This is a genomic window from Streptomyces sp. Pv4-95 (assembly GCF_045782725.1).
Taxonomy (GTDB): Bacteria; Actinomycetota; Actinomycetes; order Streptomycetales; family Streptomycetaceae; genus Streptomyces.
Genome location: NZ_CP127172.1, coordinates 6,258,737 through 6,274,253, shown reverse-complemented (window position 1 = coordinate 6,274,253; position 15,517 = coordinate 6,258,737). Strand labels below are relative to the sequence as shown.

General features: G+C 68.8%; 12 protein-coding genes and 1 tRNA gene. 10 read left to right on the top strand and 3 right to left on the bottom strand.

Going from position 1 to position 15,517, the window contains the following annotated elements; all coding sequences use genetic code 11:
* Positions 1-132: 132 nt before the first annotated feature.
* The 7 genes from QOM21_RS27445 to QOM21_RS27415 all read left to right on the top strand — a co-directional run bounded on the left by QOM21_RS27445 (position 133) and on the right by QOM21_RS27415 (position 9,337).
* The gene (locus QOM21_RS27445) at positions 133-2,445 is read left to right on the top strand and encodes an FdhF/YdeP family oxidoreductase (RefSeq protein ID WP_407553677.1); all 2,313 of its coding nucleotides are present in this window, start codon (positions 133-135) and stop codon (positions 2,443-2,445) included.
* Between the two features lie 115 nt (positions 2,446-2,560).
* Positions 2,561-3,034: a PaaI family thioesterase gene (locus tag QOM21_RS27440; RefSeq protein WP_407553676.1), complete on the top strand. Its 474-nt coding sequence runs from the start codon at positions 2,561-2,563 to the stop codon at positions 3,032-3,034.
* A gap of 481 nt (positions 3,035-3,515) precedes the next feature.
* Positions 3,516-4,739, top strand: a complete 1,224-nt coding sequence (locus QOM21_RS27435) for a branched-chain amino acid ABC transporter substrate-binding protein (RefSeq protein WP_407555853.1) — start codon at positions 3,516-3,518, stop codon at positions 4,737-4,739.
* Positions 4,740-4,865: 126 nt separating this feature from the next.
* Positions 4,866-5,795, top strand: a complete 930-nt coding sequence (locus QOM21_RS27430; protein WP_407553675.1) for a branched-chain amino acid ABC transporter permease — start codon at positions 4,866-4,868, stop codon at positions 5,793-5,795.
* Positions 5,796-5,800: 5 nt separating this feature from the next.
* Positions 5,801-7,606, top strand: coding sequence for a branched-chain amino acid ABC transporter permease (locus QOM21_RS27425; protein WP_407553674.1), 1,806 nt, complete (start codon positions 5,801-5,803; stop codon positions 7,604-7,606).
* Between the two features lie 7 nt (positions 7,607-7,613).
* Positions 7,614-8,624 carry an ABC transporter ATP-binding protein gene (locus QOM21_RS27420; RefSeq protein ID WP_407553673.1) on the top strand — a complete coding sequence of 337 codons (1,011 nt, stop codon included), beginning with the start codon at positions 7,614-7,616 and terminating at the stop codon, positions 8,622-8,624.
* Positions 8,621-9,337 carry an ABC transporter ATP-binding protein gene (locus QOM21_RS27415; protein WP_393896007.1) on the top strand — a complete coding sequence of 239 codons (717 nt, stop codon included), beginning with the start codon at positions 8,621-8,623 and terminating at the stop codon, positions 9,335-9,337. Before QOM21_RS27420 ends, QOM21_RS27415 begins: the two co-directional genes overlap by 4 nt.
* Positions 9,338-9,410: 73 nt before the next feature.
* Here QOM21_RS27415 and QOM21_RS27410 read toward each other — a convergent pair whose 3' ends face one another.
* Positions 9,411-10,064 carry an ANTAR domain-containing response regulator gene (locus QOM21_RS27410; RefSeq protein WP_407553672.1) on the bottom strand — a complete coding sequence of 218 codons (654 nt, stop codon included), beginning with the start codon at positions 10,062-10,064 and terminating at the stop codon, positions 9,411-9,413.
* 89 nt (positions 10,065-10,153) lie between these two features.
* Between QOM21_RS27410 and QOM21_RS27405 the strand changes: the two genes are divergently transcribed.
* Together QOM21_RS27405 and QOM21_RS27400 are read left to right on the top strand one after the other, a co-directional pair.
* Positions 10,154-10,236 (top strand) — tRNA-Leu (locus tag QOM21_RS27405).
* An 83-nt stretch (positions 10,237-10,319) separates the two neighbouring features.
* A complete protein-coding gene (locus QOM21_RS27400; RefSeq protein ID WP_407553671.1) occupies positions 10,320-11,108 on the top strand; it encodes a helix-turn-helix domain-containing protein in 789 nt (262 codons plus the stop codon).
* A 51-nt stretch (positions 11,109-11,159) separates the two neighbouring features.
* Here QOM21_RS27400 and pyk read toward each other — a convergent pair whose 3' ends face one another.
* Positions 11,160-12,596, bottom strand: a complete 1,437-nt coding sequence (pyk, locus tag QOM21_RS27395) for a pyruvate kinase (RefSeq protein WP_407553670.1) — start codon at positions 12,594-12,596, stop codon at positions 11,160-11,162.
* Between the two features lie 145 nt (positions 12,597-12,741).
* Entirely contained in the window at positions 12,742-13,488 is a 747-nt protein-coding gene (locus QOM21_RS27390; RefSeq protein WP_407553669.1) for an SIMPL domain-containing protein, read from the bottom strand.
* A 207-nt stretch (positions 13,489-13,695) separates the two neighbouring features.
* On the opposite strand from QOM21_RS27390, the gene QOM21_RS27385 reads away from it, so the two are divergent.
* On the top strand, positions 13,696-15,504 hold the full coding sequence (locus QOM21_RS27385) for a bifunctional metallophosphatase/5'-nucleotidase (RefSeq protein WP_407553668.1): 1,809 nt from the start codon (positions 13,696-13,698) through the stop codon (positions 15,502-15,504).
* The last annotated feature ends 13 nt before the right edge of the window (positions 15,505-15,517 follow it).

Here is a 15,517-nt window from a genome sequence, read left to right as displayed (position 1 = left end):
GCCGACCCGCGCGGACCACCCCTCGCCGCTCCCTACTCGACCCCGCCCCACGCATGACAAGATCTGATGCGTACGGCAACGATCCGCCGCGTGCCGGTGGAGACGGCACAGCACGGCTCAAGGGAGAGCGCCATGGCAGGCAAGCCGCCCGCATCGGACCCCGTCCAGGACGCGCCCGAGGTCGGCGAACCGCAGCACTCCGCCGTCGGACTGCCCGCCATCACCCACGCCCTGCGCATCGCCCAGCAGCAGATGGGCGTGCGCCGCACCGCTCTCACCCTGCTCCGGGTCAACCAGAAGGACGGCTTCGACTGCCCCGGCTGCGCCTGGCCCGAGCCCGAGAAGCGGCACACCGCCGAATTCTGCGAGAACGGCGCCAAGGCCGTCGCGGAGGAGGCCACCCTCCGCCGCGTCACACCGGACTTCTTCGCCGCCCACCCGGTGGCCGACCTCGCCGGACGCAGCGGCTACTGGCTCGGCCAGCAGGGCCGCCTCACCCAGCCCATGTATCTGGAGGAGGGGGCGGAGCACTACATACCCGTCCCCTGGGAGCGCGCCTTCGACATCATCGGGGACGAACTGACCGCCCTCGACTCCCCCGACGAGGCCGTCTTCTACACCTCCGGGCGCACCAGCAACGAAGCCGCCTTCCTCTACCAGCTCTTCGCCCGCGAATTCGGCACCAACAACCTCCCCGACTGCTCGAACATGTGCCACGAGTCGTCGGGATCCGCGCTCACCGAGACCATCGGCATCGGCAAGGGAAGCGTCCTGCTGGAGGACCTCTACCAGGCCGACCTGATCATCGTGGCCGGCCAGAACCCGGGCACGAACCACCCCCGGATGCTCACCGCCCTGGAGAAGGCCAAAGCGGGCGGCACAAAGATCATTTCGATCAATCCGCTGCCCGAGGCGGGCCTGGAGCGCTTCAAGAACCCGCAGACCCCGCGCGGCATCGCCGGCGGCGGCACCCCCCTGACCGACCTCTTCCTCCAGGTGCGCCTCGGCGGCGACCAGGCGCTCTTCCGGGCGCTCAACCGCCTCGTCCTGGAAGCGGCGGAGCGCGACCCCGGCGCGGTCGACGAGGAGTTCATCCGCGAACACACCCACGGCTTCGAGGAGTTCGCGCGCACCGCACGGGCCGACGACGACTGGGACGCGACGCTCCGCGCCACCGGCCTGAGCCGCGAGGAGATCGAGAGCGCCCTGCGCATGGTCCTCGGCTCCCGCCGCACGATCGTGTGCTGGGCGATGGGCCTGACCCAGCACAAGCACTCCGTGCCCACCATCCAGGAAGTCGTGAACTTCCTTCTGCTGCGCGGCAACATCGGCCGCCCCGGTGCCGGCGTCTGCCCCGTACGCGGCCACAGCAACGTCCAGGGCGACCGCACCATGGGCATCTTCGAGCGGCCCGCCCCGGCCTTCCTCGACGCGCTGGAGAAGGAATTCGGCTTCGCGCCGCCCCGTGAGCACGGCTACGACGTCGTCCGCGCGATCCGCGCGCTGCGCGACGGCCGGGCCAAGGTCTTCTTCGCGATGGGCGGCAACTTCGTCTCCGCCACCCCGGACACCGACGTCACCGAAGCCGCCGTCCGCCGCGCCCGCCTGACCGTGCACGTCTCCACCAAACTCAACCGCTCGCACGTCGTCACCGGCGCGCGCGCCCTGATCCTGCCGACCCTCGGACGCACCGAACGCGACCTGCAGACCGCCCCGGACGGCGGCAGCGCCGAGCAGTTCGTGACCGTCGAGGACTCCATGGGCATGGTGCACGCCTCCCGCGGCCGGCTGGAGCCCGCCAGCCCGCACCTGCTGTCGGAACCGGCCATCGTCGCCCGGCTGGCCCGCCGCGTCCTGGGCGAGGCGAGCCGTACGCCGTGGGAGGACTTCGAGCGGGACTACGCCGCGATCCGGGACCGCATCGCGCACGTCATACCCGGCTTCGAGGACTTCAACAACAGGGTCGCCCGCCCCGAGGGCTTCGCCCTCCCCCACGCCCCCCGGGACAGCCGCACCTTCCCCACCGCCACCGGTAAGGCCAACTTCACCGCGGCCCCCGTGGAGTACCCGACGGTCCCCGAGGGACGCCTGCTGCTGCAGACCCTGCGCTCGCACGACCAGTACAACACCACCATCTACGGCCTCAGCGACCGTTACCGCGGCATCAAGAACGGCCGCCGCGTGGTGCTCGTCCACCCCGAGGACGCCCGCGCGCTGGATCTCGCCGACGGCGCCTACACCGACCTCGTCAGCGAGTGGACCGACGGCAGCGAGCGGCGCGCCCCCGGGTTCCGCGTCGTGCACTACCCCACGGCCCGCGGCTGCGCGGCCGCCTACTACCCGGAGACCAACGTCCTGATCCCCCTCGACCACACCGCCGACACCAGCAACACCCCCGCCTCGAAGTCCGTGGTGATCCGCATGGAGACTCCCCAGGGGAACTGACCGCCCAGGGCCACGTGCCGCGGGAAACGGCCACCCGCGCGCCGGGCCCTGCCCGGTGGCCTGATAGGAACAGGCACGGATCCAAGACGATCACGCGTGAGCGAACGGAGCAGCAGTGGGCGAGCAGAGCACGACCAAGTTTCCGCAGGAGATCCTCGACCAGTGGGCCGGCCTCGGCCTCGACCTGCCCTCCCTCTTCTCCGCCGGGCACCTCGGCGAACGGATGAGCGTGCGGGTCACCGAGGCCGCCCCCGACCGCGTCGTCGGCACGATGCCCGTCGAGGGCAACACCCAGCCCTACGGACTGCTGCACGGCGGGGCCTCCGCCGTGCTCGCCGAGACCCTCGGCTCGGTCGGCTCGATGCTGCACGGCGGCCCCCACAAGCTCGCCGTGGGCGTCGACCTCAACTGCACCCACCACCGCGGCGTCCGCTCCGGCCTGGTCACCGGCGTCGCCACGCCCGTCCACCGCGGCCGCTCCACCGCGACCTACGAAATCGTGATCAGCGACGAACAGGACAAGCGGGTCTGCACCGCCCGCCTCACCTGCATGCTGCGCGACGTCGACGCCGACGTGTACCGCACCTGACGCCCCGGCGGCGCCTCGACGCCGTCCGAACGGCCCCGCATCCCGGCACCGGGAGCGGGGCCGCACGCATTTCCCTCACCCTGCGTAGCCGGCGTGCGATGCCGCACCGCGCGCGCATCCCGGGCCCCCCACCGGCACCGGCCCCACCACGCCCATCACGTCCGGTATCCGGACGCCATTCCGTCACAGCGCGGCGCGCCACCCCAGGGAAGTGCGAGTTCGTCCTCCGCACGATGTCCGCCCACCGGCTGTAAGGACCATAGAGGCAAAACGCTCATCGCATGTCATAACAAGAGCGTCACATCCTGGTCAGCGCCACTGCCAGGGCGCCGAGCACCCCTCTAGAGTCACCGCCAGTCACCGCGCCGCCGGGCGCGCTGCGAGCACGGACCACGTGTGGCCCCGTACAGCCCGGCGCGCGAACGGCCATGCGACAGCAATGGCCGCGCCAGGGAAAGGACTGATCGTGCGTCACCGTTCCTTGCTCATCCTCACCACCGCGGTCACCGCAGGCGCCCTCACGCTCTCCGCGTGCGGCTCCCGAGGCGACGACAACAAGAGCGGCGACGGCTCCAAGACGACCGTCGTCATCGGCCTCGACGCCCCCACCACCGGGGAGCTCTCCGCCCTCGGCCTGGGCATCCGCAACTCCGCCCAGCTCGCCGTCGACAACGCCAACAAAGCCGGCGAAGTCGACGGCGTCACGTTCAAGCTCGAAGCCCTCGACGACAAGGCCCTGCCCAACGTCGGCCAGCAGAACGCCACCAAGCTCGCCGGCGACAAGGACGTCCTCGGCGTCGTCGGCCCGCTCAACTCCGGTGTCGCCCAGTCCATGCAGCAGGTCTCCAAGCAGAACGACCTCACGCTGATCTCCCCGGCGAACACCACACCCGACCTCACCCAGGGCAAGGACTGGAAGCAGGACAAGCGCGTCCGCCAGTTCCCCACCTACTTCCGCACCGCGACCACCGACGAGGTGCAGGGCGCCTTCGACGGCCAGTACGCGTGGGAGAAGATGAAGGCCAAGAAGGCCTACATCATCGACGACCAGAAGACCTACGGCGTCGGCCTGGCCTCCTCCTTCAAGGACCAGTTCGCCAAGCTCGGCGGCAAGATCGTGGGCACCGAGCACGTCAGCCCCGACGACCGCGACTTCAAGGCCGTGGTCTCCAAGGTCAAGTCCGCCAAGCCCGACCTGGTCTTCTACGGCGGCGAGTACCCCGCCTCCGGCCCGCTCAGCCAGCAGCTCAAGGACGGCGGCGTGACCGTCCCGCTGATGGGCGGCGACGGCATGTACAGCGGCGACTACATCAAGCTCAACAAGAAGGCCCAGGGCGACTACGCCTCCTCCGTCGGCAAGCCCGTCGAGGAGCTCCCCTCCGCCAAGAAGTTCATCGCCGACTACAAGGCAGCCGGCTTCAAGGAGGCCTACGAGGCCTACGGCGGCTCCACCTACGACGCCACCTGGTCCGTCATCCAGGCCGTCAAGAAGGTCGTCGAGGACAACGACGGCAAGCTCCCCGAGGACGCCCGCAAGAAGGTCACCGAGGCCATGAACAAGGTCACCTTCGACGGTGTCACCGGCCCCATCGCCTTCGACAAGTACGGCGACACCACCAACACCATGATCACCGCCTACCAGGTCGACAAGGGCGCCTGGGTCTCCCGCTTCAGCGCGGAGTTCAAGAAGATCGACAAGAGCTGACCGACCGAAGCGACACACCCGATCGACCCCGGGCCGCGCCAGGACGCCACGAACGACCCTGGCGCGGCCCGCGGCACACCGGAACCCCCCGGCACCTCGTCACTCCCACACAACGGAGGCCCTGCGGTGAACGAACTGCCGCAACAGCTGGCCAACGGACTCATCCTCGGCGCGATGTACGGACTCATCGCGATCGGCTACACGATGGTCTACGGAATTGTCCAGCTCATCAACTTCGCCCACGGCGAGATATTCATGGTCGGCGGCTTCGGAGCACTGAGCGTCTACCTCGCCCTCCCCGCCCACACCTCGCTCATCCTCGCCCTGCCGGTCATGCTCATCGGCGGCATCGCGGTATCCGTCCTCGTCGGCGTCGCAGCGGAACGTTTCGCCTACCGACCCCTCCGCGGCGCACCCCGACTCGCCCCCCTCATCACCGCCATCGGCCTCTCCATCGCCCTCCAGCAGGCCATCTGGAAGTGGTACCCCGACGGCAAACAGGCGCGTGTCTTCCCCCAGTTCAAGGGCGACTCCTTCGAGATCCTCGGCGCCACCGTGCAGCGCGGCGACATCTTCGTCCTCCTCGCCGCCCCCGCCTGCATGGTCGCCCTCGGCTTTTTCGTCGCCAAGACCCGCAGCGGCCGCGCCATGCAGGCCACCGCCCAGGACCCCGACACGGCCAAACTGATGGGGATCAACACCGACCGCATCATCGTCCTCGCCTTCGCCATCGGCGCCGCATTCGCCGGCGTCGCCGCCGTCGCCTACGGCCTGCGCACCGGCGAGGTGCAATTCCGCATGGGCTTCATCATGGGCCTCAAGGCCTTCACCGCCGCCGTCCTCGGCGGCATCGGCAACATCTACGGCGCCATGCTCGGCGGCGTCGTCCTCGGTGTCGCCGAAGCCCTCGCCACCGCCTACATCGAAGAAATACCCGGCATGCAGCAATTCGGCGGCGGAGCCTGGAAGGACGTCTGGGCCTTCGTCCTCCTCATCCTCGTACTCCTCCTGAGGCCACAGGGCCTACTGGGCGAACGCGTCGCGGATCGGGCGTGATAGCGATGACCACAGACATCACCAAGACCACACCCGGCACCCACCCCGGCGTGCTCCCCCTCCCCGAGCGCACCGCCCGCATCACCACCGCCGCCGGCGCCCTCGCCACCGCCGCAAGCACCGGCCTCGCCTGGACCTGGAGCAACGACTTCCCCGGCGAACTCACCTACTACGGATCCCCCGCCGGCCTCCAGATCGTCACACTCGCCGGCGGCATCCTCACCCTCCTCCTCACCGCCTCCGGACTCGGCCTCCGCGGCCTGCAGTGGCTCACCCCCGCAGGCCGCAACGCCTCCGTCCTCCTCGCCGCACTCGGCACCTTCGCGGCCACCTGGTTCACCCTCATCGCCATCGCCGTCGAACTCGGCGGCCTGGTCAACCTCGAACCCGGCGGCTTCGTCGCGGCCGTCACCGCCCTGGCCACCCTCCTCGGCGCCCTCGGCCTGCCCGCCGACCGCGCCCCCGACCAGCCACCCGCGGGCACCTGGCAGCGCTTCACCGGCACCCTCGCCGCCACCACCGTCAAGCGCGCCACCCGCGAACTCCCCGCCTGGGCCGAGATCCTGATCATCGCCGGAGCGTTCGCGGCCGGACTGGTCGCCTTCACCTACGGCATCGACACCGACGACGGCGCCCCCTTCGTCGGCTACCTGCTCTTCATGGTGCTGGCCGTCCCCGCCCTCAACCGGGCGGGAGTCATCGCGCGCCTCACCGCACTCACCCTCAAACACCGCGGCCCCGCACTCGGCGCGGGCTTCATCGCCGCCGCCTGCTTCCCCTTCACCCAGGACACCGACCAGTACACGATCATCGGGGCCAACATCCTGATCTTCGCCACCGTCGCCCTGGGCCTCAACGTCGTCGTCGGCCTCGCCGGCCTCCTCGACCTCGGCTACGTCGCCTTCCTCGGCGTCGGCGCCTACGCGGCCGCCCTCGTCTCCGGCTCCCCCGAGTCCGCCCTCGGACTCCACTTCCCCTTCTGGGCAGCCCTCCTCACCGGCGCCGCGGCCTCCCTCCTCTTCGGCGTCCTCATCGGCGCCCCCACACTGCGACTGCGCGGCGACTACCTCGCCATCGTCACCCTCGGCTTCGGTGAGATCTTCCGCATCGCCATGCTCAACCTCAACGGCACCACAGGACCCGACGTCACCAACGGCGCCATGGGCATCCCGAACATCCCCAACCTGGAGATCTTCGGCTTCAACTTCGGCGAATCCCACGACATCCTCGGCTTCCCCGTCGCCACCTACGGCAACTACTACCTGCTGATGATCCTCGTGACGGCCTTCGTCGTCCTCGTCTTCCGCCGCGCCGCCGCCTCCCGCATCGGACGCGCCTGGATCGCCATCCGCGAGGACGAGACCGCCGCCATCGCCATGGGCATCAACAGCTTCCGGCTACGGCTCCTCGCCTTCGCCCTCGGCGCCGCGCTCGCCGGACTCGCCGGCACCGTCCACGCCCACGTCGTCACCACCGCCACCCCCGAGCAGTTCCAGTTCGCCGGCCCCCAGCCCCCGAACTCCGCCTTCCTCCTCGCCGCCGTCATCCTCGGCGGCATGGGCACCCTCAGCGGCCCCCTCGTCGGCGCGGCACTGCTCTTCCTCATCCCGGCCAAACTCGACTTCCTCCAGGACTACCAACTGCTCCTCTTCGGCATCGCCCTGGTGCTGCTGATGCGCTACCGGCCCGAGGGACTCATCCCCGATCGCAGGAAGCAGCTCGAATTCCACGAGACCGGCCAGCTCGACGTGCCCGATCAGCGCCTCCCCGACGGAGACGCGACCATCGGCGTCACCAAGGCAAAGGCGTGACGACACCATGACCACACCCACCAGGACCGCACCCCGCGCCGACACCGGCACCGTCCTCGAAGCCTCCGGCGTCACCATGCGCTTCGGCGGACTCACCGCCGTACGCGGCGTCGACCTCACCGTCGGAGCCGGAGAAATCGTCGGCCTCATCGGCCCCAACGGCGCCGGCAAAACCACCTTCTTCAATTGCCTCACCGGCCTGTACGTGCCCACCGAAGGCACCGTCAGCTACCGAGGCACCCGCCTCTCACGCAAACCCCACCTCGTCACCCAGGCCGGCGTCGCCCGTACCTTCCAGAACATCCGGCTCTTCGCCAACATGACCGTCCTGGAAAACACCCTCGTCGGCCGCCACACCCGCACCAAAGAGGGCCTCTGGTCCGCCCTCCTCCGAGGCCCCGGCTTCAAAAAAGCCGAACGCACCTCGGAAGAACGCGCCATGGAACTCCTCGAATTCACCGGCCTCGCCCACAAACGCGACCACCTCGCGCGCAACCTCCCCTACGGCGAACAGCGCAAGCTGGAAATCGCCCGCGCACTCGCCAGCGAACCCGGCCTCCTCCTCCTGGACGAACCGACCGCCGGCATGAACCCGCAGGAGACCCGCGCCACCCAGGACCTCGTCCTGGCCATCCGCGACAGAGGCACCGCCGTCCTCGTCATCGAGCACGACATGCGCTTCATCTTCAACCTCTGCGACCGCGTCGCCGTCCTCGTCCAAGGACAGAAGCTCATCGAAGGCACCGCCGAGGTCGTCCAGGCCGACGAACGCGTCGTCGCCGCCTACCTCGGCACCCCGGTCGACGACACGGCCCACTCCACGGCCAACCCGACCACCACCGTGAGCACCGCCAAGGACACGACGGACACCGCGAACCCGCCGCCCCCCGCCGCAACAGACCCGGCAACCGACCCCACCGGCGCGGCGAGCCCCCCCGACCGACCGGCGAAGGGAACCACCGCACCCACACCCCCGGCGGACCAGCCGGCCGAAGGAGAGACCGGAGAGACCTCATGACCGCACTGCTCGAAGTCGAGGATCTCCGGGTCGCCTACGGCAAGATCGAAGCCGTCAAAGGCATCTCGTTCTCCGTCGAAGCCGGCCAGGCCGTCACCCTCATCGGCACCAACGGCGCAGGCAAAACCACCACCCTGCGCACCCTTTCCGGCCTGCTCAAGCCCCTCGCCGGCAAGATCACATTCGACGGCGAACCCCTCAACGGGGTACCGGCCCACAAGATCGTCGAACGCGGCCTGGCCCACTCCCCCGAAGGCCGGCGCCTCTTCCCGCGCCTGACCATCGGCGAGAACCTCAAGCTCGGAGCGTTCCTCCGCAAGGACACCGCAGGCATAGAAAAGGACATCCAACGGGTCTACGACCTCTTCCCCATCCTCGGCGAACGCAGCAAACAAGCCTCCGGCACCCTCTCCGGCGGCGAACAGCAAATGCTCGCCATGGGCCGGGCCCTGATGTCCCGACCCAAACTGCTGATGCTCGACGAGCCCTCCATGGGACTCTCCCCGATCATGATGCAGAAGATCATGGAGACCATCCGGGAGCTGCGCTCCCAGGGCACCACCATCCTGCTCGTCGAACAGAACGCCCAGGCCGCGCTCTCCCTCGCCGATCAAGGACACGTCATGGAGATCGGCCGCATCGTCCTCTCCGGCAGCGGCCCGGAACTCCTGCACGACGAATCCGTCCGCAAGGCCTACCTCGGCGAGGACTGACCCGGCCCCGAGAACGCCGACGGCCCCGTACCGATGATCACCGGTACGGGGCCGCTCACGTCGGCGCGGGACGCTACTGGTCCGACTGCTGCTTCTTCTCCTCGGCGTCCTCGATGACCGCCTCGGCGACCTGCTGCATCGACAGCCTGCGGTCCATCGACGTCTTCTGGATCCAGCGGAACGCGGCCGGCTCGGTCAGCCCGTACTGCGTCTGCAGAATGCTCTTCGCCCGGTCGACCAGCTTGCGGGTCTCCAGCCGCTGGGTGAGGTCGGCGACCTCCTTCTCCAGCGTCCGCAGCTCGGTGAACCGGCTGACGGCCATCTCGATCGCCGGCACCACGTCGCTCTTGGAGAACGGCTTCACGAGATACGCCATCGCACCCGCGTCCCGCGCCCGCTCCACCAGCTCACGCTGCGAGAACGCGGTCAGCATCAGCACCGGCGCGATGCTCTCCTCGGCGATCACCTCGGCGGCGGAGATGCCGTCAAGGATCGGCATCTTCACGTCCAGGATCACCAGGTCGGGGCGGTGCTCGCGGGCCAGCTCGACGGCGTGCTGGCCGTCCCCGGCCTCGCCGACGACGGTGTAGCCCTCTTCCTCCAGCATCTCTTTGAGGTCGAGGCGGATGAGCGCCTCGTCCTCGGCGATCACGACGCGCGTGGTCAGCGGCGGGACGTGCGACTGATCGTCATCGGCGACGGGCGGCTCGGGCTCGGCGGCGCTCACGGGACTCCTCGTTACAGGCAGGTGGTGCCCTTGCAGCCTACCTAGAGGCAGTCGGCAGGGCGCACACGGTATGGTGTCTGAAGCCACCGGCCGGGTTGGTGGAATGGCATACACGGATGTCTCAAACACATCTGCCCGAAAGGGCTTGCGGGTTCGAGTCCCGCACCCGGCACTCCTCAAATGCGGAACTTCACGTTCTCGTGATTCTCACGCTTCGCGTTCTCACGCACGCCATTCGTCACGCATAGTGATGACATGATCTCTCATGGCACAGATGTGCGACACGATGCACTCGCTCGGCTCCGCGCCGGAGCCAAGAACTCCGATGTGGCCCGCGCCCTGAATGTCCCCTCTGGCACTGTCGGCTATTGGCTGCATATGGATCGCAGCCGACGCGGCGAGTGCCCGGGCACCAACGACCGGAAGTGCCCCCGGTGCCACGGCCGTGATCTCGACGCGGCGGCCTACTCCTACCTGTTGGCCCTCTACCTGGGCGACGGCCACATCATTCAGTACTCGGCACACCGCGTGCCGAGCCTCATGATCGCGTGTGACAACGCCTGGCCGGGCGTGATGGATGCCTGCGAGGCGGCCATGCGGGCGGTCTTCCCGGACAACTCCGTGTGCCGGGTGAGCAGGACGGGCTGCCACAACGTGAAGCTCTACTCCAAGCACTTATGGTGCCTGTTCCCCCAGCACGGCCCTGGCAGGAAGCATGAGCGGCCGATCGTCCTCGAAGCCTGGCAGCAGCGGATCGTCGACGACCATCCCTGGGAGTTCCTCCGCGGGCTCGTCCATTCCGACGGCTGCCGGATCACCAACTGGACGACGCGCACGGTCGGCGGCGAGCGCAAGCGCTATGAGTATCCGCGGTACTTCTTCACCAACAAGTCCGACGACATCCGTCAGCTGTTCTCCGACACCCTGACGAAGGTCGGGGTCGAGTGGAGGGTCACCCGACGCGGCAGCGATCCGTTCAATATCTCCGTGGCCCGGAAGGCTTCGGTGGCCCTCATGGACCGGCACATCGGGCCGAAGTACTGACGGGGACGGCAGTCAGGACCTCGGCCCAGCGGGATCGCGGTGGGGCTGGGTCTACTTCGGGTGGTCGTCCTCGCCGATGTGGTGGACGCGGACGAGGTTGGAGGAACCGGGGACGCCGGGCGGGGAGCCGGCCGTGATGATGACGACGTCGCCCTTCTGGCAGCGGCCGATCTTGAGGAGCTGTTCGTCGACCTGGGCGACCATCTCGTCGGTGGAGTCGACGGTGGGGCCGAGGAAGGTCTCGACGCCCCAGGTGAGGTTGAGCTGGGAGCGGGTGGCGGGGTCGGGGGTGAAGGCGAGGAGCGGGATGGGCGAGCGGTAGCGCGAGAGGCGGCGGACGGTGTCGCCGGACTGGGTGAAGGCGACGAGGAACTTGGCGCCGAGGAAGTCGCCCATTTCGGCGGCCGCGCGGGCGACGGCGCCGCCCTGGGTGCGGGGCTTGCTGCGCTCGGTGAGCGGCGGAAGTCCCTTGGCGAGGATGTCTTCCTCGGCGGCCTCGACGATGCGACTCATGGTGCGCACGGTCTCGGTGGGGTATTTGCCGACGCTGGTCTCGCCGGAGAGCATCACGGCGTCGGTGCCGTCGATGACGGCGTTGGCGACGTCGGAGGCCTCGGCGCGGGTGGGGCGGGAGTTGTCGATCATCGAGTCGAGCATCTGGGTGGCGACGATGACCGGCTTGGCGTTGCGTTTGGCCAGCTTGATGGCGCGCTTCTGGACGATCGGGACGGTTTCCAGGGGCATTTCGACGCCGAGGTCGCCGCGGGCGACCATGATGCCGTCGAAGGCGGCGACGATGTCGTCGATGTTGTCGACGGCCTGGGGCTTTTCGACCTTGGCGATGACGGGGAGGAAGCGGTCCTCCTCGCGCATGATGCGGTGGACGTCCTCGATGTCGCGGCCGCTGCGGACGAAGGAGAGGGCGATGACGTCGGCGCCGGTGCGCAGGGCCCAGCGGAGGTCGTCGCGGTCCTTCTCGGAGAGGGCGGGGACGGAGACGGCGACGCCGGGGAGGTTGAGGCCCTTGTGGTCGGAGACCATGCCGCCCTCGATGACCTTGGTGCGGACGCGTGGTCCGTCGACGCCGGTGACTTCGAGGGTGACCTTGCCGTCGTCGACGAGGATGCGTTCACCGGTGGTGACGTCGGAGGCGAGGCCGTCGTAGGTGGTGCCGCAGAGGTGGCGGTCGCCTTCGACGGAGGGTTCGACGGTGATGGTGAACTCGTCGTCGCGTTCGAGAAGTACCGGCCCTTCCCGGAATCGGCCCAGGCGGATCTTCGGGCCTTGAAGGTCGGCGAGGACGCCGACGCTGCGGCCGGTTTCCTCGGATGCCTTGCGGACCCGGTCGTATCGCGCCTCGTGATCGGCGTAGGTGCCGTGACTGAGGTTGAAGCGGGCCACGTCCATTCCGGCGTCGACGAGTGCCTTGATCTGCTCGTACGTGTCGGTGGCGGGTCCCAGGGTGCAGACGATTTTTGCTCGGCGCATGTTTCGACCCTATGACTTACCCATCGGTAGGGGAGTGTGGGGAAGTGACTGCTCAACGTCCGCTCGGTGAAGGGCTGTTGACAAGTATTGGAATGGGCGCGAAGGCGCTCCGATGAGCGGATTTCCGCCTTCGCGCGGCCGGGTCTCAGAGTGCGGGACGGGTCATCGTGAAGCGGGCGTTGACGTTGGCGTAGACGGTTTGGCGCTGGGGTTCGAGGTCGAGGGCGGGGGCGGCTCCGGGGTCGGACGGGGGGCCTCCGTAGCCGGCGAAGCCGCGCATGGTGGGGGCCGCGGCGGGGGCGGCGTTCTCGGCTCCGAGGTCGGCGAGCTCGACGAGGGCGTCGAGGCCGGCGCCGAGTGCTTCGGCGTATTCGCGGGCGCGCTGGACGGCTTCGCGGACGGCGTGGGTGCGGGCGGCGCGGTGGGCGGGTGAGTCGGGGCGCAGGGCCCACCAGGGGCCGTCGACGCGGGTGAGTTCGAGGTCGCCGAGGCGGGTGGTGAGTTCGCCGAGGGCGGTGAAGTCGTTGAGGGTGGCGGTGAGGTTGACGCGGCCGTGGTAGGCGCGGATGCGTTCGTGGCGGCCTTTGTCGGTGAGTTGCGGGGTGAGGCTGAAGGTGCCGGTTTCGAGCTTTTCGATGGCCTGTCCGTAGCTCTTGATGAGGGTGAGGGCTTGTTCGTTGCGGCGGGTGAGGTCGGTGAGGGCGGCTTTGCGGTCGGTGCCGCGGGCGCTGACGGTGACGCCGATGCGGGCGATCTCGGGGTCGAATTCGAGGCGGGCTTCGCCGCGGACGGCGAGGCGCGGGGTGTCGGGGGTGCCGTAGGGCAGGGGGGTGTGGGGGTCGGCGGCGTTGTCGGTGAGGTGGGCGGTGGGGTGCTCGGTGGGGTCGGTCATGGGGGGCTCCTGGGGTGTGTCGGTGGCCGGTGTCGGACGGGTGTGCGGGTGTATGGGGTGTGCGGGCTGAAGGGTGGCATACCGGGTGCGGGAGTGTGAGTCGGTCATGGGATCGCAACCCGCGAGGGGTGTTGCACGGGGGGCGGCTGCGCCAGAATCTACGCGCGTTGCCACGTGCGTGGCGCCGTTCGTCCAGGAGGAGTTGGCATGTCGCTCGACCGTAGGAAGTTCGTGGGTCGTTCTGTGGTGGCGGGGGCCGGGGTGGCGTTCGCGGGGGCCGGTGCGCCGGTGGCGGAGGCGGCGGAGTCCGGCGGGCGAGGTGCGGGGCGGGGGCGTCGTCGGCACGCGTTCAGCGTCATGGGCACGACGGACCTGCACGGCAATGTCTTCAACTGGGACTACGTCACGGACGCGGAGTTCGATGACGCGGCGCACAACGACATCGGTCTGGCGAAGGTGTCGACGCTGGTGGAGAGCGTGCGGCGGGAGAAGGGCCGGCACAACACGCTGCTGATCGACGCCGGCGACACCATTCAGGGCACGCAACTGGCGTATTACTACGCGAAGGTCGAGCCGATCACGGGGCCGGATGCGCCGGTGCATCCGATGGCGCGGGCGATGAACGCCATCGGCTATGACGCGGCGGCGCTGGGAAATCATGAGTTCAATTATGGAATTCCGGTGCTGCGGAAGTTCGAGGAGAGTTGCGATTTTCCGCTGCTGGGCGCGAACGCGGTGGATGCCAAGACGCTGCGTCCGGCGTTCCCGCCGTATGTGATCAAGCGGTTGCGGACGCCGTGCGGGCGTGATGTGCGGGTGGCGGTGCTGGGGTTGACGAATCCGGGGATCGCGATCTGGGACAAGGCGCATGTGCAGGGGAAGCTGGCGTTTCCGGGGCTGGTGGAGCAGGCGGCGGAGTGGGTGCCGAAGCTGCGGTCGATGGGCGCGGATGTGGTGATCGTGTCGGCGCATTCGGGGACGAGTGGGACGTCGTCGTACGGGGATCAGCTGCCGTATGTGGAGAATGCGGCGGTGCTGGTTGCCGAGGAGGTGCCGGGGATCGACGCGATTTTGGTGGGGCACGCGCATGTGGAGATTCCGGAGCGTCGGGTGGTGAACAAGGAGACGGGCCGGGAGGTGGTGCTGTCCGAGCCGCTGAAGTGGGGGCAGCGGTTGACGGTGTTCGATGTGGAGGTGGAGTGGCGTCGGGGGCGGTGGCAGGTGGAGTCCGTGGCGTCGAAGGTGCTGAATGCGAATGCGGCCGTGGAGGATTCCCGGATCACCACTCTGCTGCGGGCGGAGCAGAAGAAGGTGGTGGCGTATGTCAACCAGGTGATCGGGCGGTCGAAGGCGGAGATGACGGCGGCGGAGGCGCCGGTGAGGGACACCGCGATTTTGGATTTCATCGCGTTCGTGCAGGCGGAAGTGGTGCGGAAGGCGCTCGCCGGTTCCGCGCACGCGGCTTTGCCGGTGTTGTCGCAGGCGTCGTGTTTCTCGCGGACGGCGAAGGTGCCGGCCGGGGAGGTGACGATCCGGGCGATGGCGGCGCTGTATCCGTTCGACAACACTCTGGAGGCGCGGGTGTTGACGGGTGCGCAGCTGCGGGCGTATTTGGAGTTCTCGGCGCGGTATTACGTGCGGACGGCGGCGGGTGGTCCGGTGGATCCGGCGAAGTTGACGAATGCGGACGGTACGCCGGATTACAACTATGACGCGGTCAGCGGGGTGGCGTACGAGATCGATGTCGCCAAGCCGGTGGGGCAGCGGATCGGGAAGCTGACGTTCGAGGGTGCGCCGGTGGACGATGCGGCGCGGTTCGTGCTGGCGGTGAACAATTACCGGGCCGGTGGCGGTGGCAATTTCCCGCATGTGGCGTCGGCGGAGCAGGTGTGGTCGACGTCCGACGAGATCCGGAATTTGATCATCGGGTGGGTGCAGGAGAGCGGGGAGATCGATCCTGCGCGTTTCGCGTCGGAGGAGTGGCGGTTGACGCGGGACGGGGTGCCGGTGTTCTGACCGGTTGGTGAGG

Excerpts from the sequence above, each read along its gene's own strand:
- QOM21_RS27445 (WP_407553677.1), top strand. The coding sequence starts at position 133 with ATGGCAGGCAAGCCGCCCGCATCGGACCCCGTCCAGGACGCGCCCGAG.
- QOM21_RS27425 (WP_407553674.1), top strand. The coding sequence starts at position 5,801 with ATGACCACAGACATCACCAAGACCACACCCGGCACCCACCCCGGCGTG.
- QOM21_RS27420 (WP_407553673.1), top strand. The coding sequence starts at position 7,614 with ATGACCACACCCACCAGGACCGCACCCCGCGCCGACACCGGCACCGTC.
- QOM21_RS27415 (WP_393896007.1), top strand. The coding sequence starts at position 8,621 with ATGACCGCACTGCTCGAAGTCGAGGATCTCCGGGTCGCCTACGGCAAG.
- QOM21_RS27400 (WP_407553671.1), top strand. The coding sequence starts at position 10,320 with ATGATCTCTCATGGCACAGATGTGCGACACGATGCACTCGCTCGGCTC.
- pyk (WP_407553670.1), bottom strand. The coding sequence starts at position 12,596 with ATGCGCCGAGCAAAAATCGTCTGCACCCTGGGACCCGCCACCGACACG.
- QOM21_RS27390 (WP_407553669.1), bottom strand. The coding sequence starts at position 13,488 with ATGACCGACCCCACCGAGCACCCCACCGCCCACCTCACCGACAACGCC.
- QOM21_RS27385 (WP_407553668.1), top strand. The coding sequence starts at position 13,696 with ATGTCGCTCGACCGTAGGAAGTTCGTGGGTCGTTCTGTGGTGGCGGGG.